The organism is Micromonospora sp. NPDC005553, assembly GCF_042871765.1.
Classification (GTDB): Bacteria; Actinomycetota; Actinomycetes; order Mycobacteriales; family Micromonosporaceae; genus Micromonospora.
Genome location: NZ_JBIAJD010000010.1, coordinates 63,908 through 84,304 on the forward strand (window position 1 = coordinate 63,908; position 20,397 = coordinate 84,304).

Here is a 20,397-nt window from a genome sequence, read left to right on the forward strand (position 1 = left end):
AGGGTCGAGACATGGAAAACACCAGGATGTACGCGGACAGCGTCACCGCCGTACCGTCGCCCACGCCCCTGCCCACCGCCGACCCGGCGCCCTCGGACCCGACGCCGACCACCGCCGCCCCGACTACCGCGGCCCCGACCAGCAGCACGCGGCGGCTGCTGTGGCACCTGGGCGAGATGGCGCTGGCGATGGTCGCCGGGATGCTGCTGCTCGGGCCGTTGTGGGAGCTGCCCGGCGCCGCCCTGGGAGTCTCCGATGCGCTGGCCCGGCCGGACGTCGCCGCACTGGTGATGGCCACGAACATGACCGTCGGAATGACGGTGTGGATGCGCTACCGGGCGCACCACTGGCGTGGGGTCGCCGAGATGGCCGCCGCGATGTACGTGCCGTTCCTGCTGCTGCTCGTGCCGTGGTGGGCGGGCCTGCTGGATGCCGATGCCCTGATGCTCGGCGGTCACCTGCTGATGGTGCCGGCCATGGTTCTGGTGGCGGTGCGTCATCGGCACGAGGCGCCGGTGCCGATCCGCCGGCATCCGGCCGTGGTGGCGCTCGCCCGCCACTGGCCGAGCGGGCTGGCGCTGCTGTTGACGGTGGACATGTGGGTCGATCCGACCGTGCTCAGCCCGTGGACGATGCTGGTGCTGCCCGGCGGCTACCTGCTGATCGGCGCGGCCCGCCGCACGCTGGGCGGACGGGGCGTGCTCGCCACCCAACTCGCCGGTCTGGCCATCTGGGTCGCCCTGACGCTGGTCGCGGTGCTGGCCGGTGGGCGGACTGCCGCCTGGCTGGTGGCGCTCGGATGGTTGGCGCACGCCGGCTGGGACATCGTGCACCACCGCAACCGCCGGGTGGTGCCGCGCGGCTACGCCGAGTTCTGCGTGGTGCTCGACGTGGCCCTCGCCGCGGTGATGGTGCTGGCCATCCTGACCACCGACGCCTGATCGAGGCCGCCGGTGGGTTCGTGGAACAGCCGCAGCACGAGCCCTGAGACAGCTCTTGTGGCGGTCGCCGCAACGGCCCGGACGGCGTGATGAAAAGCTTGGCGCATGAGTTCCGCACCTGCACAGCACGAAGCACCGATCGACGCCACCCTCGACGGCACCGACGAGGTGAGCGCCTTCACCGACCTCGGCCTGCGCCCCGAACTGCTGGGCGCGCTCGCCGCCCTCGGGTACGAGGAGCCGACCCCCATCCAGCGGGAGGCTATCCCACCGCTGCTGGAGGGTCGGGACCTGCTCGGCCAGGCAGCCACCGGCACCGGCAAGACGGCCGCCTTCGCGCTGCCGCTGCTGAACCTCATGACGGCGCACCGCCAGGGCGGCGACCCGGTGGCGCTGGTGCTGGTGCCGACCCGGGAGCTGGCGGTGCAGGTCTCCGAGGCGTTCCACCGCTACGGCAAGGACCTCGGCGCGCGGGTGCTGCCGATCTACGGTGGGCAGCCGATCGGGCGGCAGCTGCGGGCCCTGGACATGGGGGTCGACGTGGTGGTGGCCACCCCGGGGCGGGCCCTCGACCACATCGCCCGGGGCACCCTGCGCCTCGGTGGCTTGGCCACGGTGGTGCTCGACGAGGCCGACGAGATGCTCGACATGGGCTTCGCCGAGGACATCGAGGCGATCCTGGAGCACGCTCCGGCGCAGCGTCAGACGGTGCTCTTCTCGGCCACCATGCCGTCGCGCATCGACGGGATGGCCCGCCAGCACCTGCGCGAACCGGTGCGGATCGAGATCGGCCGGGAGCAGCAGATCGCCGGTGAGGCGCCCCGGGTGCGGCAGAGCGCGTACATCGTGACCCGGGCGCACAAGCCGGCCGCGCTGGGTCGGGTGTTGGACGTGGAGTCCCCGACGGCGGCGATCGTGTTCTGCCGCAGCCGGGAAGAGGTCGACCGGTTGACCGAGACGATGAACGGCCGGGGCTACCGCTCCGAGGCGCTGCACGGTGGCATGAGCCAGGAGCAGCGCGACCGGGTCATGGGCCGGCTGCGGGCGGGCACCGCGGACCTGCTGGTGGCCACCGACGTGGCGGCGCGTGGGCTGGACGTCGAGCAGTTGACCCACGTGGTCAACTACGACGTGCCGTCCGCCCCGGAGTCGTACGTGCACCGGATCGGTCGGGTGGGTCGGGCTGGCCGCGAGGGCGTGGCGATCACCCTCGCCGAGCCACGTGAGCACCGGATGCTCAAGACCATCGAGCGGGTGACCGGCCAGCGGATCACCATCGACAAGATTCCCACCGTGGCCGACATGCGTACCCGGCGGCTGGAGCTGACCCAGGCGGCCCTGCGGGAGAGCCTGCTGGAGGACGACCTCGACCCGTTCCGGGTGATCGTGGAGACGCTGACCGACGAGTTCGACCTGATGGAGGTCGCCCTCGCCGCCGTGAAGCTGGCCCACGAGGTGACGTCGCCGGGCTCCGACGACGAGGAGGAGATCCCGCAGGCTCCGGTCCGTGGGTCGCGCGAGGGCCGACCGGAGGCCGGCGGCCGGGGCGGCGACCGGCGCGGCGGGGGCCGGCCCCGCTCCGGCGGCGGCAACACCGTGCAGGTCTTCGTCGGCCTGGGTCGACGCGCCGGGGTGCGCCCGCAGGATCTGGTCGGCGCGATCACCGGGGAGACCGGCATCCGCGGCCGGGACATCGGCTCGATCGAGATCGCCGACCGCTTCTCACTGGTGGAGGTGCCGCAGGGGGTGGCCGACGAGGTCATCTCCGGCTTGCGCTCCAGCACGATCAAGGGCCGCAAGGCCACAGTGCGCCGCGACCGCGGCGGCGACGAGCGCTGAGAACGCGGTCGGCGACCGCCGGAGTACGACGGTCGCCGACGACCCGGCCCGGCGAGGCGGCGGGAGAAACATGGGCACCCGCCGCCCCGCCGCTGTCAGCCGATGTTGCCGTTTACGACGTTGTTGGCCCCGGCCAGCGACGCGCCACCGGAGCGGTGGTCGTACGCCCGCATCACGTTGTTGGTGACGATCCAGTTGTTGCTGGTGCCGACCGTCATGATCGGTCGGTCCTGGCGGCGGGGCGTCGCGTCGTCGTAGAACTGGTTGCCGATCACCTGGCACAGGTCGGCGTCGCGGCCGAGAATCCCGTTCGCGCCGTTGTCGTGGATGTCGAGCCCCATGATCCGGGTACGTCCGGATGAGGAGACCTCGATGCCGTTGGTGGCGTTGCGCCACAACCGGCCGCCGATGAACTGGGTCCCCCAGACCTGCCGCAGGTCGGCGCCGCTGCCGGTGCCACTCGTGCCGTTCGACTCCAGGTAGACGTTCTGGAAGATGTTCCGGTGGGCGGGTTCGCGCAGTTCCACTCCGTTGCCCCGGCAACCCCAGACATGCAGGTTGTCGAAGAAGCAGGCGCTGTCCAGCAGCCGTATCCCGGTCTGGCACTCACCGACCCAGACGTTGAGGAACTCGTTGTCGTACGCGACCTTGTTCACCAGGATGCCGACGCCGAGGCAGTCCTCGATGTTGATATCGGTGATCTTGTTGGCGTGGGCGCTGGTGTCCGCGTCCTTGCCGAGGAACTCGATCGCGTGGCTGCCCGAGTTGCCGAGGTGCAGGTGGTGGAAGGTCGACCGGGGGCCGCGGACGGTCAACAGCACGTTGGAGGTCCGCATGCCGTAGAAGTGCACGTTGGAGATCTGGTTGTACTTACCGCTCGAGACCAGACGACCGGTGTAGCCCGGGGCCGGCTGGATGATCGCGGCGCCGATGTTCTCGCCGGTCCAGGTCACACTCGTCGGAAAGCGGACCTCCGATCCGAGACCGAGCGCGCCCACCGGTTGGAAGATCTCCCCGCCACCGGCCGGCAGCAGGTTCAGCGCCGTGGTGACCTTGTCCGACTCGTCACTGCCGTCGAGCCGGCAACCGACCCGGGGGTCCCGGAGGCTGAGCGGGGCCTCCCGCACGGTCGTGACGGGCGGCGATCCCGCCTGTTCGGCACCGGCGAGGGTGGCCACCGTGGTCGCCACCGCGGCGCCCGCGCCCCCGGCGAAGAGCACCCGCCGTCCCAACCGTCGGCTCGGTGGATCTGACCGTTGTGGCGCTGCCGGCGGCACCGCACCAGGTGCGCTCACGATCGGTTCCATGCCTCTCCCCCGTTGAGTGCCACCTCGAGCGGCGGGCAGACTCTACTGTGCATTGTCGCGTGCTCGCCGACGCGGATCAGAGGGCGTACGGGCCGAAACGGCCCCAGGCCACCACGGCCGCGAGGACGAGCAGCACCGCGCAGGTGACCGCGCCCTGGATCTCGGTTCGACGCCCCTGCTGGGTGGTCTCCTGCTTGCCGGCGCGCAGGTGCACCAGGAGGCCGCCGATCATGACGATGACCAGCCCGACGGCGGCGAGCGGGGTGAGCACTGTGGCGATGCCGGTGGCAGCGGGCAGCACGAGCCCGACGGCGGCCAGCAGCTCGACCGCGCCGAGCGACTTGACCTGCGACGGTGGGACGGGGTCCACCCACCGCATCACGTCGCGCAACTTCTCCTTGGGCTGGCTCAGCTTGGCCAGCCCGGCGCCGGCGAAGACAGCGGCGAGCAGAAACTGAATGATCCAGAGCACCACGTTCACGGGGGGTTCCTCCAGGGGCCGCCTCGCGGCGGAGAGGTGGTTGACGGTGCAGACGAGACAGTAGACCTCCCCGCGTACCGAAAGGGCCCCCGCCGTCGCAAGACGGCGGGGGCCCGGATCGTCGGAGCGTCAGACCGCGAAGAGCGCCGGCCCGTCAAGCGTCTTCACGTCGGCCGGGCGCAGCGCCAGGGCGAGCACGTCGGCCACGTCGGCCAGGGTGTGCACGGTCAGCGCCTCGCGCACCTCGGTCGGCAGGTCGTCCAGGTCGGGCTCGTTGCGCGCCGGGATGATCACCTCGGTGAGACCGGCCCGGTGCGCGGCGAGCAGCTTCTGCTTCACCCCACCGATCGGAAGCACCCGACCGGAGAGCGTCACCTCACCGGTCATCCCGAACTCGGGACGGACCGGGCGGCCGGTAACCAGCGACGCCAGGGCCGTGACCATGGTGATGCCGGCGCTCGGACCGTCCTTGGGCACCGCGCCCGCCGGGAAGTGGACGTGGATCCGGCGTCCCGCGAGAGCGTTCGGGTCGATGCCGAACCGCCGCCCGTTGGAGCGCAGGTAGGAGAGCGCGATCTGCGCCGACTCCTTCATCACGTCACCGAGCTGGCCGGTCAGGGTCAGCCCCGGCTCGCCCTCCATGCTGGTCGCCTCGATGAAGAGCACGTCCCCGCCGGCGCCGGTGACGGCGAGGCCGGTTGCCACGCCGGGCACCGCGGTGCGCTCGGCCGACTCCGGGGTGAACTTCGGCCGCCCCAGGTAGCGGGTGAGGTTGTCGGTGTCGACGCGTACCGGCGACGGGTCGGTCGCCAGCGTCACCGCCACCTTGCGCAGGATCTTGGCGAGGCCACGTTCGAGCTGCCGGACCCCGGCCTCTCGGGTGTACTCCCCCGCGATCAGCGCCAACGCCTCGTCGGCGATCTCCACCTCGTCGGCGGTCAGCCCGGCCCGCTCCCGCTGCCGGGGCAGCAGGTGGTCACGGGCGATGGAGACCTTCTCGTCCTCGGTGTACCCGTCCAGGGTGACCAGCTCCATCCGGTCCAGCAGGGGGCCGGGGATGGACTCCACCACGTTGGCGGTGGCCAGGAAGAGCACGTCGGACAGGTCGAGGTCGACCTCCAGGTAGTGGTCCCGGAAGGTGTGGTTCTGGGCCGGGTCGAGCACCTCCAGCAGGGCGGCGGCCGGGTCACCGGCGTAGCCGGCGGCCAGCTTGTCCACCTCGTCGAGGAGCACGACGGGGTTCATCGAACCAGCCTCGCGCAGCGCGCGGACGATCCGACCGGGCAGCGCCCCCACGTAGGTACGCCGGTGCCCGCGGATCTCCGCCTCGTCGCGGACGCCGCCGAGCGAGACCCGGACGAAGTTGCGCCCGAGCGCCCGCGCCACGGACTCGCCGAGGCTGGTCTTACCGACTCCGGGGGGGCCGGCGAGGGCGAGCACCGCGCCGGAGCCGCGACCGCCCACCACACCGAGGTTGCGCTCGGCGCGCCGGTTGCGCACGGCCAGGTACTCCAGGATGCGGTCCTTGACGTCGGCCAGGCCGGCGTGGTCGGCGTCGAGCACCGCGCGGGCCGCGGTCAGGTCGGTGTTGTCGTCGGTACGCGTGCCCCAGGGCATCTCGAGCACGGTGTCCAGCCAGGTACGGATCCAGCCTGCCTCCGGGGAGGCGTCGCTGGCCCGCTCCAGCTTGCCGACCTCGCGCATGGCCGCCTCGCGGACCTTCTCCGGCAGCTCGGCGGACTCGACGCGGGACCGGTAGTCGGCGGAGCCGTCCGGCTCGTCCTCGCCCAGCTCCTTGCGGATCGCGGCGAGCTGCTGGCGCAGCAGGAACTCGCGCTGAGACTTCTCCAGCCCCTCGCGGACGTCACTGTTGATCTGCTCGGTGACCTCCTGCTCGGCCAGGTAGTCCTTCACCCAGCCGACCAGCAGCTCCAGCCGGGCGGTGACGTCCGGCGCGGCGAGCAGCTCGGTCTTCTGCTCCAGCGTCAGCCAGGGCGCGTAACCGGCCGAGTCGGCCAGCTCGGAGAGGTCGGTCATCCGCTCCACCGCGTCGATGACCTGCCAGGCGCCCCGCTGCTGGAGCACGGAGGTCACCAGGGCGCGGTACTCACGGGCGAGTTCGCGGGCCCGACCGGCGTGGGCGGGTTCGTCGAGTTCGGTCGCCTCGACCCAGAGGGCGGCGCCGGGGCCGGGCACGCCGGAGCCGATCCGGGCCCGGGACAGGCCACGGATGACGGCGGCGGGCTCGCCTTCGGGCAGGCGGCCGACCTTCTCGATGGTGGCGACCACGCCCACCGGGCCGTACTCGCCGTCGATGCGCGGCACGGCCAGCAGCTTGCGGTCGCCGGTCGCCCGCGCCGCGTCGATCGCGGCCTGGGTGGTGGGGTCGAGGGTCACCGGGATGACCATGCCGGGCAGCAGCACGGCGTCGGTCAGGGGCAGTACCGGAAGAGTTGCCATCGAACACCTCGCGTTAGTTGAGCGTGTCTCACTCAAGTAACAAAGCGTGCCCCTTGTTCCGACCTGTGACCCAGGCCACTTTCGTGCCCGGTCCGTCGAGTCGCCCGGGACCGGTGGGCGACCCGACGGGCACCTCAGGTGAGCTTGCTCTTCACAGTGTTCACCACCGAGCCGGCCACCCCCGGGTTGGTGCCGTACAGACGAGGGTCACCCGGGGGCAGCACCGGTTCCGGCGCGTTCGCCCGCGGGTTGTCGTCGTACCGGAACTCGCCCTTGCCGTCCGGCGAGGGCCCGGACGCCCAGCGCCCCTGGGCGGCGTCGGTGCCCGAGGAGAATCCCAGGTAGGTGTAGCCGTACTCCTCGGTGAACTCGCCCGAGTCAGGAAACGCCTCCGGCACCGGCATCTCCTCCAGGCCGTCCTCCTTGAGCTGCTCGATGGCCGCCAGCCACATGTTCTGGTGCATAGTGTCGCGGGCCAGCAGAAAGCGCAGCATCTGCTTGACGCCCGGATCGTCGGTCATGTGGAACAACCGGGCGACCTGGAGCCGACCCTGCGCCTCGGCGGTGACGTTGAGCTGGAAATCGGCCAACAGGTTGCCGCTGGCGGTGATGAACGCGCCGTTCCAGGGCACCCCGTTGGAGTCGGTGGGCAGGGCGCCACCTCCGCCGTGGATGAAGTGCGCCGGATTCTCACCGGCGTAGGTCGCGGCACCTCCGGGATCCTCCGCGATCCCCTCGGTCAGTGACAGCGGCGCGTTGTCCAACAGCCGGGTGATCATCGTGACGATCATTTCGACGTGGCCCATCTCCTCCGTGCCGACGTCGAGCAGCAGGTCCTTGTACTTGCCGGGCAGTCGGCAGTTCCAACCCTGGAAGAGGTACTGGTTGGCGACCGTCATCTCGCCCCACTTGCCGCCCAGCACCTCCTGCAACCGGCGGGCGAACGCCGCATCCGGGCCGTCCGGCTTGGCTTCGAACTGCAGATCCTTGACGTGGCTGAACATCCAACCTCCTCAGTACCGGAAACAGGTAGCGAGGCCGTTCCCGCCCCGATGACCCGAGCGGGCCAACCGGTGTCCCGGCCGGGTCAGCGCACCGGGCGGGCCATCGGCAGCAGCACCTCCAACGCCACTCCACGCGACCGTAGCCGGTGCGCCCGCAACGCTCCCCCGTCCGTCGCGACGAGCTGCCGCGCGATCCACAGGCCCAGACCGGACATCCCGACGGCCGGTGCCGGACGCCGCAGCGCGACCAGCAGCGCGTCGTCGACCCGACCCTCGTCGGTGACCAGGATGCTCAGGCTGGGGCCGCGCACCGTGGCGTAGAGCCCGACCTGCCCGTCCGGCGGCCCGTGCCGCAACGCGTTCTGCACCAGGTTGACCAGTACCTGTCGGGTTCGTCCGGCCGGCACCGGGCAGGAGGCCGCCTCCCGGGTGGCGCGCGCCCGCCGACGGGCGAGCGGCACCAGCGCCGCGGCCTCCCGCAGGATGCCCGCCAGCGCGACGGCCGGCTCCGGCTGCGGAGTCGGCGTCAGCACACCGGTCCCGGCGGTCGCGTCTCGCAGCAGGCTCTGCAGGTGGGCGGCCTGGTCGCGGGCCAGCGCAGTGAGTGCCCGCCGGTCGTCCCCGGTCAGCTCCCGACGCTCGTCGGCCAACGCGCGGGTCAGCGAGGTCAGGGTGCTGACCGGAGTCCGGAACTCGTGGCACAGCACCCGCAGCAGCAGCTCCGAATCGGCCGCCGTCGGTCGTTTCTCGCCCGGTGTCGGCGCAATGGGGCGCAACCCTCGCAGCAGGTCCCGCAAACCGTGCCGTACGCGCATCCACCCGAGTCCTCTCGTTCGGTGCGAACCCGCATGATCGGTACCCGCTGGGGAACGGCGCAGACATGCCGGGAGCCTCCACCTTGCGACTCGTCGTCGTGGACGATCACCCCCTTTTCGTCCGCGGCCTGGAGTTGCTGCTCCCGATCACCACCGACGGCCGCGTCGAGGTGGCCGCCTCGACCGGCGAAGCCGCCGCGGCGGCGGCCCTGGTCAGCAGGTGCCGCCCCGACCTGGCCCTGGTCGACCTGCACATGCCACCGCCCGGCGGCATCCGGGCGGTGGCCGCGATCCGGCGGACCACCCCACGGGTACGGGTGGTCGCGATGTCCGGTTCAGCCGACGCCGGGCCAGCGGTGGAGGCCCTGCGGGCCGGTGCCGAGGGGTTCCTGCCCAAGACCAGCGAACCGGAGGAGCTGCTGCCCCCACTGCTGGCGATCCTCGACGGCTGGGCGGTGCTGCCGGCCGAACTGCTGCGCGCCATGCTGCTGGGGCCCACCCGCTCCGCGCCCGTCGACCTGGATGGCGAGGAACGGCGGCTGCTGCGGGCGATCGCGGCCGGCCGCAACACCGTCGACATCGCCGAAGAACTGCACGTCTCCGAACGGACGGTGAAACGGATGACCGCCGCGCTGCTGCGCAAGTTGCGGGTCTCGAACCGGGCCGAGGCGGCTGCCATCGCCGGTCACAGCGGCATCCTCGGGGAATGAAGCCTCGCCACCGAAGCGATTCATGGTTTTGCTCGGTAACGGAATCGCGACGCGCCGAATGAATGGAAGGCATATTGTTGCGGATTACCGGGGTGATAGGTCAGACTTTGGACACATCCCGCCGCACACAGGGAGTAATCGGCAATGGCGAGAAAAGTAATCACGGTCCTGACCGACGACCTCGACGGTGGGAAGGCCGACCGGACGGTTGAGTTCAGTCTCGACGGCGTGGCCTACACGATCGACGTCTCCGACGAGAATGCCGGCGTCCTGCGCAAGGCGCTCGATCCGTACATCAATGCGGGTCGGCGGATCGGGCGCGGCCCGGTGGAGAGCGCCCGTTCGGTCCGGCGGCCGGGGCGACCCGCCGGCGCGGGAATGGATCGGGAGCAGAACCGGGCCATCCGGGAATGGGCCGTCAAGAACGGCTACAAGATTTCCGAGCGCGGCCGGATCCCGGTTGAGGTCGTCGAGGCGTACAAGAGCCGCTGACGCGACTCGACGGGGCCCCGCCGGAAACGGCGGGGCCCCGTCGTTTGTCCGGGCACTCGAAGCGGCGGCCGGCCACCCGGGTCGTCGCCCCGGGTGGCCGGCCGCCGCCGGTACATCAGGTCAGTTGACGTCGATGCGCACCGAGTCGAAGGCGGGGGTCTGGTTGGCCCGCTCCATCATCGGCAGGCGGTGCGAGCCGTCACCGGCCCAGACGGAGCACTGGGCGGTACCGGACTCCGGCAGGCCCGGAATCTGGATCGTCACCTCGTCGGGCTGGGCGCCGCCGCGGCCGTCCTCTGTCGCGACGAAGAACGCGGGCACCTCCTGCGGCTCCGGCGGAGCGGTCAGGCTGTCCAGCATCCGGCACGCGGTGTGGAAGTGACCGCGGACCAGGCCCTGGTCGTTGAGGAGCGAGCTCTCCACGTAGTAACCACCCTGACCGGCGGCCAGGAAGCGGTCCCGGACCAGGTTGCGGGTGCTGACCCGCAGGGTGAAGGGCTGGTTCTGGCCGACCTGGTCGGGGAACTGGGTGATCAGCAGCGACGGGTTGTTGGCCGCCGCGCCGACCTCACCGAATTCGGTGCTCACGCAGCGGTTGCCGTTCTGGAAACCGTCGTGCGGCTGGAGCCGGCTCTCGTCGCAGTCGTTGGCGAGCACGCCGAGCCCGGCGCCGGGCTCGGTGCCACCGCCGTTGTTCCCGCCGCCGTTGTTGCCACCGCCGTTGTTCCCGCCACCGTTGTTGCCACCGCCGGGGGTGGTGGTGGGAGTGGTGCCGCCGCCGTTGTTGCCGCCCGTTCCACCGGTGGGCTGCACCTGGCACTCGGCGAGCTGCGCGAGGCCCTGCGGCCGGGGTCCGGCCCGGTCGATGGCGGTCGTGATCCGGTCCAGCACGGCGCGGCGCTTGCCGGCCAACGGCTGGAGGATCGCGTTGCGGATGAACGCCTCACCCTTGTTGCCCTCGGCGGCGAGCCGCCGGTCCGCCTCGGCGATCTGGGTCTGCAACTGGGCGAGGTTGCGGTCCACCTCGGCCCGAGCCCGGTTCGGGACCTGCGGCAGTTTCGCCGCCACGTCCGGACAGGCGATGGCCGTGCCGGTGCCCACGGTGCCGTCCTTGCCGTCCTCGCACTCGGGGACCGACTGCTGTCCGTCACCCCAGTGATTACGCACCCACCGACCGTTCTGCCAGGTTCGGCTGGTCGAGCCGCCACCGGTCGGCGCGGTCGCGCCAGGGCTCGGCTCCACGCACTGCCCGGAAGCCGGACGCGGCTTATTTGTCCGCCGGTCCTGGGCCGACGAAATCTGAGTCACGGCGACAACTCCGCCGAAGACCGCGAGCGTGCCGACAACTGCCAGCAGACGCTTGCTCCGTGCGTTGCCGGAAGGCCGGCGCGCCCGAGTGGACCTGCGCATCGAATTGCTCTCCTTCTCGATCCGGTAGTGGATTTCTGCCCTCGGCGGACCGACGGATGTGAGGTGGCACGCCGCGGTGGCGACCCACCGTGACCTACCCGGTAATGCGTCGATGGCCGACGATGCCCTTTCCGCACCGTCTCCCGCGCCCGGTGGACGCGGATGGGGAGATCCTGTTCATTCGCGCAGGAGTACGGGGCGGCGGCCGGGAAGGTTCAACAGACGCACAGGAAATTGCCGCGACCCGACACGGAGCCGGTGCGGAGCAGGGATCAGCAGGTGAAACGGGCGCTGGTCAGTCGGCGCAGAGGTGGTCGAAGGCGAACCCGCCGACCAGTTCGTGGCGGCGCTGGCTCAGCGCGGCGATCTGGGCGGTCCACTCGGCGCGCGACAGCAGGTCGGCGACGGCGTTCTCTCGCAGTCGTTCCCCCACGGCGACGGCGGCGAGATCCTCGGCCAGCCGGGCTGCGTCGATGCCGCAGGAGAAACGGTGTTCGGTCACCGAGACCTGCTCGATGAGGCACGCGTCGGGGCGTACCTGCACCCAACTCCACCCCTGTGCCGGCCCGTCCACCCAGCGGACGTGCAGCCCTCGCACGATCGGGTCGGCCACCTGCCCGGCCACGTACGCCTCGACCGCCGCCACACGGGTCAGCGCGCCGAGGTCGTTCACGGGCCCCGTACGCCCGTCCGGCAGCCGGCCCAGGATGTCCCGGAAGCCCACCGGCGCCGGTTCGGTCCCGGCGGCGGTGGCCCCGCCCGCGGCGTAGGCGCGCGCGTCGATCACGTACTCGACCAGGCGGCGGCCATGCTCGACGGCGCTCAAGGTGGGCGACCCGATCCGCAGAGTGGGCAGGCCGGCGGCCGCGCCCACCGCGTCCGTGAGGCGCTCCACGCGCTGCTGCGCCGAGCCGGGAGACGGAACGGGGCCGATCTGTACGGCGACGACCAGATGGCCGGTGTCGGCGGCGTAGACCACGAAGTCGAAGCTGGCGCGGCTCGCCGAGGTCCACTGGCTGCCCGTGACGCCGGGCGGGCGGCCCTGGAGCAGGTCAGTGAGCCGGCGTGCCGCCAGGACCCGATGGCCGGCGCGACTGGGCAGCGCGTCGCGCCCCGCCTCGGCGGGCATTGCCCGCAGCCAACCGCGGTCATCGCTCCCGATGCTCGTCATCTGCCTGATCCATCCGCCGGTCGGTCGAGCCGGGCCGAGTCTAGGTGGTCGATCATGGACCACCGACTTCTCATGTGACGCGGATCACAGCAGCGTTGACGTTCCAGGGATGGCCGCCGCGTGTATCCAGCGACCGCCGGTACCCGACCGGCCCGGAGGTGAGCATGTCGCGACAGCAGTTCGGCTTCCTCGCCGGGTTCCTCGCCGTGGCGGTCTGGGCGCTCGCCGGCATCGGCGTGACCGCCCTCGCCGTGCTCGCCGGTCTACTCGGCTGGCTGGTCGTCCGGGTGCTCGACGGCGACCTCGCGATGACCGGTCTCGGCGACCGCCGCGCCGACACTCGGCGGCGGCGATGACCACCCGCCCGTCCGCGGGGACGAACCCCAACACCGGACTGACCGCCGGGACGGCCGGTCCGGAACGCCGCCCTGGCGACACGGCGGACGTCGCACGGATCGCGGTGCAGGCGGCCAGCCTCGTGCCGGGCGTGTCCGTCGTCCGCCCGGCGGCGGTCCGTCTGGATGACCGGTCCGTCGGACTCGACCTGCACCTGATCACCTGGTACGGGCACAGCGTGCCGACGATCGCCGAAACGGTCCGGGCGGTGGTCACCGACCGGGTGACCGCCCAGACCGGGCTCAGCGTGGCGGTGGTGACAGTCACCGTTGACGACCTGCTCGTCCCCGGCGTCGACTCCTCCGGCGTCGGCACCGCCACACCGGAGGACTGCTGAGATGCGCACCGCCAACCGGGTCGCCTCGTTGCTGCTGGCCACCGCGCTGCTTCTCGGTGGCGCGGCGGCGGCCGTCCAGGCGTTGCTGCTCACCCTGCACCGACCGACACCGCTCGACACCAGCGGCTGGCTCGACGCGCTGAGCGGCACCCGGTGGCGCGACCCCACCGTCCGGGCCGTGGCCGGCGGGGCTCTCCTGCTGGGCCTGGCCATTCTCGTCGCCCAACTGCGCCGCTGGACACCGGCCCGCCTGCGCGCCGACGAGCACGACGGCTGGTACCTGCACCGGCGCTGCGTGGAACGGCGGCTCGCTGACGCCGCCAGCGCGGTGCCGGGCGTCCGCCGTGCCCGCGTCCGGGTCCGACGGCGCGGCGGTCAGTGGCGCCCCCGGGTCCGCGCGACCGGCGACCCGGCGGCCCGGGCGGAGATCGAGTTCGCCGTGCACCAGGAGTTGCGTCACCTCACCGCACCCCGCCCCGCCCGGATCGACGTCCGGCTGCTGCCCCGGCGACGGCCGGCGTGACCAACGCCGGGCACCGGCTGCTGTGGACCATCATCGCGCTGCTGCTGGTCGCGGGCGGCGCGGCGGCGCTGACGGCCAGCCTCGGCACGTTACCCGGCGCCGACCCGGCGGCGGCGCTGCTCAGCGCCGAGCTGGTCGAGCGGTTGCGGAGGGCCGCGCCGTGGAGCGGCCTGGCCGCGGCCGCCGCCGCAGCCCTGCTCGCACTGGCCGGGCAGCGCCTGCTGACCCGGGAGTTGCGGGGCCCGGACGGCACGCTGCGCGGCACCCTGAGCCACCCTGGACGCCGGCCGGGCCGGACCCGGCTGGCCACCGACGTCCTCGCCGACGCGCTGGTACGCGACCTGACCGGCAACCCCGGCGTACGCCGGGCCCGGGTGGTGCTCACCGGCGCGCCACCGCACCCCGACGTGTGGATCCGGGTGGACCTCACCGCCGACGCGCCGACCGCCGGCGTACGCGAGCACGTTCGCGCGGCGGTCCGCCGCTTCGCGGCGACGACCGACTGCCAGCCCGCGCACCTCGACGTGACCGCCCGCATCGAGCACGGCCACCCCTGACCCGACGTCGGCCCGAGGGGGCATGATCGGTGTCGGCGGCGAACGGAGGTACGCGGGTGCGGGTGGTGTCGCTGGTGCCGTCCCTGACCGAGGCGGTGGCGCTGACCCTGCCGGGAGCACTGGTCGGGGCCACCGACTGGTGCAGCCACCCGGTCGGGCTCGACGTGGCCCGGGTCGGCGGCAGCAAGTACCCCGATCTGGACCGGGTGCGCGCGCTGCGGCCGGACCTGGTGCTGCTCAACGTCGAGGAGAACCGCCGGGCCGACGCGGAGGCGCTACGGGCGGCCGGCGTGCCGGTACGGGTCACCTATCCACGGACCGTTCCTGGCGCGTTGACGGAGCTGGGCGACCTGCTGACCGAACTGGGTGCGCCGACGGAGCCGGACTGGCTGCGGGCCGCCCGGCGGGCGTGGGCCACTCCACCCCCGCTGACGGCGACCCGCAGCGCTGTGGTGCCGGTCTGGCGTCGACCGTGGGTGGTGCTCGGCGGCGACACGTTCGCCGGTGACGTGCTGCGCCGCCTCGGCGTGTCGAACGCCTACGAGGAGCACCCCGAGCGCTATCCCCGCCCGACCCTCACCGAGCTACGCGAGCGGGAGCCCGACCTGGTGGTGCTGCCCGACGAGCCGTACCGGTTCACTGCCGACGACGGGCCCGAGGCGTTCCCCGGCGTACCGTGCGCTCTGCTCTCCGGGCGGCACCTCACCTGGTACGGCCCGTCCCTGGCCGAGGCGCCCGCGCTGCTCGCCGACCAGCTGTCCCGGCCGGTGCTGGCCGGCTGACCTCCGCCGCCACCGGGCGGTCGGGGCACTACCCGTCGGCTCAGCCAGCGGCCCGGCGGCTCAGGCGTCGGTTCGGCGGCTCAGGCGTCGGTTCGGCGGCGGGCGGCCAGGGTGCTGGCGCCGATGGAAACCGCCAGGGTCAGCAGCACCACGGCGAGGGTCAACCAGACCGGCAGCTTGCCCACCGGCGTCTCGGCGAGGATCAGCTTCAGCCCGGCGAAGGCCAGTAGCAGCGCCAACCCGTACCGCAGGTAGCCGAAGTGTCGCAGCAGGCCGGCGAGGCAGAAGTAGAGGCTGCGCAGCCCCAGTACGGCGAACGCGGTGGCCGTCCAGACCAGGAAGGTGTTCGTGGTGATGGCAAGGATCGCCGCCACCGAGTCGATGGCGAAGACCACGTCGGTGGCCTCGATGGCGACGAGCGCGACCAGCAGCAACGTCGCCACCCGTCGGCCGGCAACCCGGGCGGTGAACCGGTCGCCGTGGTATTGGGCGTCGGTGGGCACCAGCCGCCGGAACAGCCGGACCACCACGTTGCGTTCCGGGTTGACGTCCGGCTTTCCGCGTACGGCCAGCCGCCAGCCGGTCCAGATCAGGAATGCGCCCAGCACGAACCCGGCCCAGGTGAGCCGATCCAGCAACTCGGCACCGGCGAAGATGAACAGCAGCCGGAAGACGAGCGCCCCCACGACACCCCAGAACAGCACCTTGTGCTGGTAGCCCGACGGCACCTGGAAGTAGCCGAAGAGCAGCGCGAAGACGAACACGTTGTCCACCGAGAGCGCCTTCTCCAGCAGGTAGCCGGAGAAGTACGCGATGGCCGGGTCGCCGCCGAGGCCCCACCACACGACCAACCCGAACAGCAGACCCGCGCCGATCCAGACTGCGCTCCACAGCAACGCCTCGCGGAGCTCGATGACGTGGTTGTCCCGGTGCAGGAACACATCCACGGCGAGCAGCACCGCGATCACCGTGCCGACCGCCGCCCAGGCCCACAGCGGGACCGCGACCGTCGCCTCAGCCACCGACGCCCTCCGCATCGACCACCGCGCACCGCCCGTCGACCAGGCCGGCCGGCCGGCCCTTTTCGAGCCTAGGTGAACGCCCGACCCGGCATCGAGCGGTCGAACGAAGTCGGGTCGGGCCCATACGATGCAGTGCGGGCGGCGGCTGAGGCTCCGGGCGGTCGGGGAGCCGCCCTCAGGCGACCGGCATCACCTGGCCAGGGTCGGTGACCGTGTCGTCGGCGTCGTAGGCGATCGCGTTTGTCACCCGCACCACGCCACTGACCTGCGCCGCGAGCCGACCGGCGAGGTCGACGGCGGAGCGGCGGTCCAGCCGACCGGCAAGCGTCACGTCACCGTGGCGGACCTCGACCGTGACCAGTCCGTCCCGCACGGCGAGCACCCGGCGAAGCACCTCCTGCACCACGTCCTCACGAATCTCGGCGTCCGACCGCAGGTGCACCCGCAGCAGGTCGGCACGACCGACGATGCCGATCAACCGGCCGAGGTCGTCCACCACGGGCAGCCGCTTGACCTGCTCTCGGTCCATCACGCGGGCTGCGGCGGACAGCGGCGCATCCGGATCGGTGGTGACCGCCGGCGCGGTCATCAGGTCGCCGGCCAGCAGGGCCGCACCCTTGCTCCGCGCGCCACGCCGACGGCGGCTCTCGAAGACCCGTCGCAGCGCCGGCTCACCGGCGCGTTCGACCCGGTGCAGCAGATCGGCCTCGGACACCACCCCCAGCACTCGGCGGAAATCGTCGATCACCGGCACCGCGCTGACCCCGCGGCGCAACAGCACATCGACGATCTCCCGGTACGGGGTCTCGGCCACCACGGTCTCGACCTCCCGGGTCATCACGTCACCCACCTGCCAGGTCCTCATCACGGCCTCCCTCTCGTGGTCCATCTCGGACGCTACGACCGAGCGCCGACGGTCGTCAGGGCCGCCGGACCGGACCGGAGGGGGTCGAACGTCCCGAGCAGGTGCGGTCTGTCGGCCCTGCCGCCGGGAACGCCGTGGGCGTCCACTGGAGATGCCACCGGGAAGCGCGGTGCGAAGCTGAGAAGGGACGTGGAGACCATGGTCGCGACGACCGAGCGGGTCACCGCCGAGAACACCGCTGCGAAGGCCGGCTCCGCTCACGAGCGGGCCGTCCGGTACATCCTGGCCGGCACCCGGCTGGCACTGGGCTGGATCTTCCTCTGGGCCTTCATCGACAAGGTGTTCGGTTTCGGGATGGCCACCGAGTCGAAGAACGCCTGGATCAACGGGGGTAGCCCCACCAAGGGATTCCTGACCTTCGGCGTGACCGGCCCGTTCAAGGATCTCTACACCGGGATCGCCGGTGCCGCCTGGGCGGACTGGCTCTTCATGATCGGCCTGGCCGGGATCGGTGTCGCGCTGCTGCTCGGCATCGGCATGCGGGTCGCCGCCGTGGCCGGTGGGCTGCTGCTCGTCATGATGTGGACCGCCGTCCTGCCTCCGGAGAACAACCCCTTCATGGACGACCACCTGATCTACGCGGCGGTGCTGGCGGTCCTGGCGCTGGTCAACGCCGGCGACACCTGGGGCCTGGGCCGGGTGTGGGCGACGCTGCCGATCGTCCAGCGGACACCCTGGCTGCGGTGAACTCCGCACACCCCCCTCAGCGGGCGTCACCAGCATCGGTGACGCCCGCCACGGCGTCGTTCCACCGGCCGCGCCCGCAGCGCCACCGGGACGCCGATGCTCGACGACGGATGGGGCTGCGGAGCAGGTTGCGGGTCCGCCGCACATCGGTGAGGGGTGATCCGGCAGGATCGACGGTGACCGGACACATCACCCAACACGGCAGGAGATCCCCGCATGACCCAGGCAGCAGGCGCCCAGTCGGGCAAGCCCGAGGTTGGTCCGATCGAGGGTGCACCGCCGGCCGACCTCGTGATCGAGGACATCGCCGTTGGCGACGGCCCGCAGGCCGAGCCGGGCCAACTGGTCAGCGTGCACTACGTCGGCGTGTCGCACTCCACGGGCGGCGAGTTCGACTCGTCCTGGAACCGGGGCGAGGCGTTCGACTTTCCGCTCGGCGGCGGTCAGGTCATCGCCGGCTGGGACCAGGGCGTCGCCGGCATGCGCGTCGGCGGTCGCCGCCGCCTGACCATTCCGCCGCACCTGGGGTACGGCGACCGGGGTGCCGGCGGCGTCATCAAGCCGGGCGAGACGCTGGTCTTCGTCGTCGACCTGCTCGGCGTGAGCTGACCGACTGTCGGGGTCGCCGGCATGCGCCGGCGGCCCCGTGCCCGGCTGAGACAGTGACGGCCGACCTCGTCGATCGGGATCAGGCGGCCAGTTGCAGGTCCGTGGTGGCGATCACCGGGCGACGCGCGGCCTCGATCGGCGAGGTCAGCTCCAGAATCGGCATCACGCGGTGCAGCCCGCTGACGCGCAGCACCCGCGCCACCACCGGGCTCGGGTCGACCAGGACCAGCTCGCCACCGCAGGCCCGCACGCGCAGATGCGCCGCGAGCAGCGTGCGAACGCCGGTGGCGGAGAGCAGCCGCAGCCCGGACAGGTCCAGTTGAAGGACCGGGCGGGGCGGCGCGGACCACAGCGCGGACCGGAACGCGGCCACGGTGGCGATGTCGATCTCGCCGGCCACCCGCACGAGGACCATCCGGTCACCCACGCTGACCTGCACGTCCAGCCGGTCGCTGTGCTCTTCCATGCCCAGAAATCTAGCCCCCACCACCGACACTTTCGCCCCTGAGCGGAGTGATTCCGGGTACGCCCAGGGGCATACCCCGAGGTACCCCACCTCCTCCTCGGGGTGGAGTCAGGGGCCTCTCGCGGCGCGCCGCGCGGGCTCGGAACCCGGGGGCCGGCCGGCATCCGGGTGGAGAATAGGTCGATGCTGATCCCCCGGCCCCGGCCGCCCCGGCTGATCCGCCCCGTCCGCGAGCCGGCGACCAGCCCTCCGGCGCTGGCCGGGGCATGGGCCCCCGTCGACCGCCGGCTGGACGAGGCCGAGTTGCTCCCCCTCCCCGCGGGCGCCGTCGGCCCCGAGGACGTGCTGGTCGACGGCGCCGGGCGGGTGATCAGTGGCGACGAGGACGGTCGGCTCTGGTGGTGGCCGGTCGACGCGCGGGCCGGCACCACACCCCACCTGCTGGCCGAGACCGGGGGCCGTCCGCTCGGCATCGAGCTGGACCCGTCCGGTGAGGCCCTGGTGGTCTGCGACGCGTACCGCGGGCTGCTGCGGGTCACCCCGGACGGCGGGGTACGCGAACTGACCGGAACGGCACCCCCGGTGCACCTGGCCAACAACGCTACGGTGAGCCGTGACGGCACCATCTACTTCACCGACAGCTCCGACCGGTTTCCGGTCTCGCACTGGAAGCGGGACCTGCTGGAGCACCGTCCCAACGGGCGGGTGCTGGCCCACCATCCGGGCACCGGCCGCACCGAGGTGGTGACCGATGGGCTGTACTTTCCCAACGGGATCGCGCTGACCCCGGACGAGTCGGCGCTGATGCTGGTGGAGACCAGCACCCACCGTCTGCTGCGGGTCGAGCTCGGCGGCGGTGTGCGGGTCCTCGCCGACCTGCCCGCGTACCCGGACAATCTCGCCTCGGTGGGTGATGGGACGTACTGGATCGCGCTGCCCAGCCCTCGGGTGCCGATCGCCGAACGGCTGCTGCCCCATCCGCGCCTGCGCCAGATCGCCGCCCTGCTGCCCGACGCGATGCAGCCGCAGCCACGCCGCTACGGGCTGGTCGCGCTGGTCGACGACGCGGGAACCGTCCGCCGGACGCTGCACGGCCCGAACGGGCACTACTCGATGATCACCGGAGTACGCCAACACGGCGACCACCTCTGGCTGGGCAGCCTGACCGGTCCCGGAGTGGCCCGCGTACCCCTGACCTGACCTGACCTGACCTGCCCTGACCCCACCCTGCCCTGCACCACACCACCGCGCCGATCTTGCGTTTCCTGTCGCCGGGATGCGTGAAATGTCCCCTGTGTCGGCGCATTAAGTGCAAGATCGGCGCGGTGGGTGTCCCGTCGCCCGGCTACGGGCGAGGGGGCGGCCCCCCCGCGGGGGGGGGCGCCCCCGCGGCCCCCCCCCCCGCCCCCGACCGGGGGGTGGGGGGGGGGGGGGCCGCCCCCCCCCCCCCCCCCCGGGGGGCG

The 20,397-nt window shown here is 72.2% G+C and carries 22 protein-coding genes; 12 read left to right on the forward strand and 10 right to left on the reverse strand.

Annotated elements, in window-relative coordinates; all coding sequences use genetic code 11:
- Positions 1–11: 11 nt before the first annotated feature.
- Together ACFYPG_RS30680 and ACFYPG_RS30685 are read left to right on the forward strand one after the other, a co-directional pair.
- On the forward strand, positions 12–941 hold the full coding sequence (locus ACFYPG_RS30680; RefSeq protein ID WP_387354690.1) for a hypothetical protein: 930 nt from the start codon (positions 12–14) through the stop codon (positions 939–941).
- Between the two features lie 105 nt (positions 942–1,046).
- The gene (locus ACFYPG_RS30685; protein ID WP_387354692.1) at positions 1,047–2,780 is read left to right on the forward strand and encodes a DEAD/DEAH box helicase; all 1,734 of its coding nucleotides are present in this window, start codon (positions 1,047–1,049) and stop codon (positions 2,778–2,780) included.
- A 95-nt stretch (positions 2,781–2,875) separates the two neighbouring features.
- Here ACFYPG_RS30685 and ACFYPG_RS30690 read toward each other — a convergent pair whose 3' ends face one another.
- From ACFYPG_RS30690 to ACFYPG_RS30710, 5 genes are all read right to left on the reverse strand, one after another.
- Positions 2,876–4,075: a right-handed parallel beta-helix repeat-containing protein gene (locus ACFYPG_RS30690; protein WP_387354694.1), complete on the reverse strand. Its 1,200-nt coding sequence runs from the start codon at positions 4,073–4,075 to the stop codon at positions 2,876–2,878.
- A gap of 88 nt (positions 4,076–4,163) precedes the next feature.
- Entirely contained in the window at positions 4,164–4,568 is a 405-nt protein-coding gene (locus ACFYPG_RS30695) for a DoxX family protein (RefSeq protein WP_355009833.1), read from the reverse strand.
- A 129-nt stretch (positions 4,569–4,697) separates the two neighbouring features.
- Positions 4,698–7,028, reverse strand: a complete 2,331-nt coding sequence (lon, locus tag ACFYPG_RS30700; protein ID WP_355009832.1) for an endopeptidase La — start codon at positions 7,026–7,028, stop codon at positions 4,698–4,700.
- Positions 7,029–7,162: 134 nt separating this feature from the next.
- Positions 7,163–8,032, reverse strand: a complete 870-nt coding sequence (locus ACFYPG_RS30705; RefSeq protein ID WP_210784870.1) for a manganese catalase family protein — start codon at positions 8,030–8,032, stop codon at positions 7,163–7,165.
- Positions 8,033–8,115: 83 nt separating this feature from the next.
- Entirely contained in the window at positions 8,116–8,847 is a 732-nt protein-coding gene (locus ACFYPG_RS30710; RefSeq protein WP_387354695.1) for a sensor histidine kinase, read from the reverse strand.
- Positions 8,848–8,945: 98 nt separating this feature from the next.
- Here ACFYPG_RS30710 and ACFYPG_RS30715 point away from each other — a divergent pair, with 98 nt between their 5' ends.
- Positions 8,946–9,557, forward strand: a complete 612-nt coding sequence (locus tag ACFYPG_RS30715) for a response regulator (protein WP_387354697.1) — start codon at positions 8,946–8,948, stop codon at positions 9,555–9,557.
- A 144-nt stretch (positions 9,558–9,701) separates the two neighbouring features.
- Complete coding sequence (locus tag ACFYPG_RS30720; protein ID WP_088989485.1) at positions 9,702–10,049, forward strand: Lsr2 family protein; 348 nt, start codon at positions 9,702–9,704, stop codon at positions 10,047–10,049.
- Positions 10,050–10,169: 120 nt separating this feature from the next.
- On the opposite strand, the gene ACFYPG_RS30725 is transcribed toward ACFYPG_RS30720, so the two are convergent.
- Positions 10,170–11,459, reverse strand: a complete 1,290-nt coding sequence (locus ACFYPG_RS30725; protein WP_387354699.1) for a hypothetical protein — start codon at positions 11,457–11,459, stop codon at positions 10,170–10,172.
- 295 nt (positions 11,460–11,754) lie between these two features.
- Entirely contained in the window at positions 11,755–12,630 is an 876-nt protein-coding gene (locus tag ACFYPG_RS30730; protein ID WP_387354701.1) for a hypothetical protein, read from the reverse strand.
- Between the two features lie 164 nt (positions 12,631–12,794).
- Here ACFYPG_RS30730 and ACFYPG_RS30735 point away from each other — a divergent pair, with 164 nt between their 5' ends.
- The 5 genes from ACFYPG_RS30735 to ACFYPG_RS30755 are packed head-to-tail and all read left to right on the forward strand — an operon-like array spanning position 12,795 to position 15,225.
- Positions 12,795–12,986, forward strand: coding sequence for a hypothetical protein (locus ACFYPG_RS30735; protein WP_355009827.1), 192 nt, complete (start codon positions 12,795–12,797; stop codon positions 12,984–12,986).
- The gene (locus ACFYPG_RS30740; RefSeq protein ID WP_387354703.1) at positions 12,983–13,363 is read left to right on the forward strand and encodes an Asp23/Gls24 family envelope stress response protein; all 381 of its coding nucleotides are present in this window, start codon (positions 12,983–12,985) and stop codon (positions 13,361–13,363) included. Before ACFYPG_RS30735 ends, ACFYPG_RS30740 begins: the two co-directional genes overlap by 4 nt.
- Position 13,364: 1 nt before the next feature.
- Positions 13,365–13,886, forward strand: a complete 522-nt coding sequence (locus tag ACFYPG_RS30745) for a DUF6286 domain-containing protein (protein WP_387354705.1) — start codon at positions 13,365–13,367, stop codon at positions 13,884–13,886.
- Positions 13,883–14,443 (forward strand): hypothetical protein, encoded by a 561-nt coding sequence (locus ACFYPG_RS30750; protein WP_387354707.1) that lies wholly within the window; start codon positions 13,883–13,885, stop codon positions 14,441–14,443. Before ACFYPG_RS30745 ends, ACFYPG_RS30750 begins: the two co-directional genes overlap by 4 nt.
- A gap of 56 nt (positions 14,444–14,499) precedes the next feature.
- A complete protein-coding gene (locus tag ACFYPG_RS30755) occupies positions 14,500–15,225 on the forward strand; it encodes a helical backbone metal receptor (RefSeq protein WP_355009823.1) in 726 nt (241 codons plus the stop codon).
- 80 nt (positions 15,226–15,305) lie between these two features.
- Here ACFYPG_RS30755 and ACFYPG_RS30760 read toward each other — a convergent pair whose 3' ends face one another.
- Positions 15,306–16,262, reverse strand: coding sequence for a TerC/Alx family metal homeostasis membrane protein (locus ACFYPG_RS30760; protein ID WP_387354709.1), 957 nt, complete (start codon positions 16,260–16,262; stop codon positions 15,306–15,308).
- A gap of 160 nt (positions 16,263–16,422) precedes the next feature.
- Positions 16,423–17,112 (reverse strand): CBS domain-containing protein, encoded by a 690-nt coding sequence (locus ACFYPG_RS30765; protein ID WP_387354711.1) that lies wholly within the window; start codon positions 17,110–17,112, stop codon positions 16,423–16,425.
- Between the two features lie 189 nt (positions 17,113–17,301).
- Between ACFYPG_RS30765 and ACFYPG_RS30770 the strand changes: the two genes are divergently transcribed.
- Positions 17,302–17,859: a hypothetical protein gene (locus ACFYPG_RS30770; protein WP_387354713.1), complete on the forward strand. Its 558-nt coding sequence runs from the start codon at positions 17,302–17,304 to the stop codon at positions 17,857–17,859.
- 216 nt (positions 17,860–18,075) lie between these two features.
- A complete protein-coding gene (locus ACFYPG_RS30775; protein WP_355009819.1) occupies positions 18,076–18,468 on the forward strand; it encodes an FKBP-type peptidyl-prolyl cis-trans isomerase in 393 nt (130 codons plus the stop codon).
- A gap of 79 nt (positions 18,469–18,547) precedes the next feature.
- Here the strand turns inward: ACFYPG_RS30775 and ACFYPG_RS30780 are convergent, their stop codons facing one another.
- The gene (locus ACFYPG_RS30780; protein WP_355009818.1) at positions 18,548–18,934 is read right to left on the reverse strand and encodes an STAS domain-containing protein; all 387 of its coding nucleotides are present in this window, start codon (positions 18,932–18,934) and stop codon (positions 18,548–18,550) included.
- A 183-nt stretch (positions 18,935–19,117) separates the two neighbouring features.
- Here ACFYPG_RS30780 and ACFYPG_RS30785 point away from each other — a divergent pair, with 183 nt between their 5' ends.
- The gene (locus ACFYPG_RS30785; protein ID WP_387354715.1) at positions 19,118–20,134 is read left to right on the forward strand and encodes an SMP-30/gluconolactonase/LRE family protein; all 1,017 of its coding nucleotides are present in this window, start codon (positions 19,118–19,120) and stop codon (positions 20,132–20,134) included.
- Positions 20,135–20,397 lie beyond the last annotated feature (263 nt).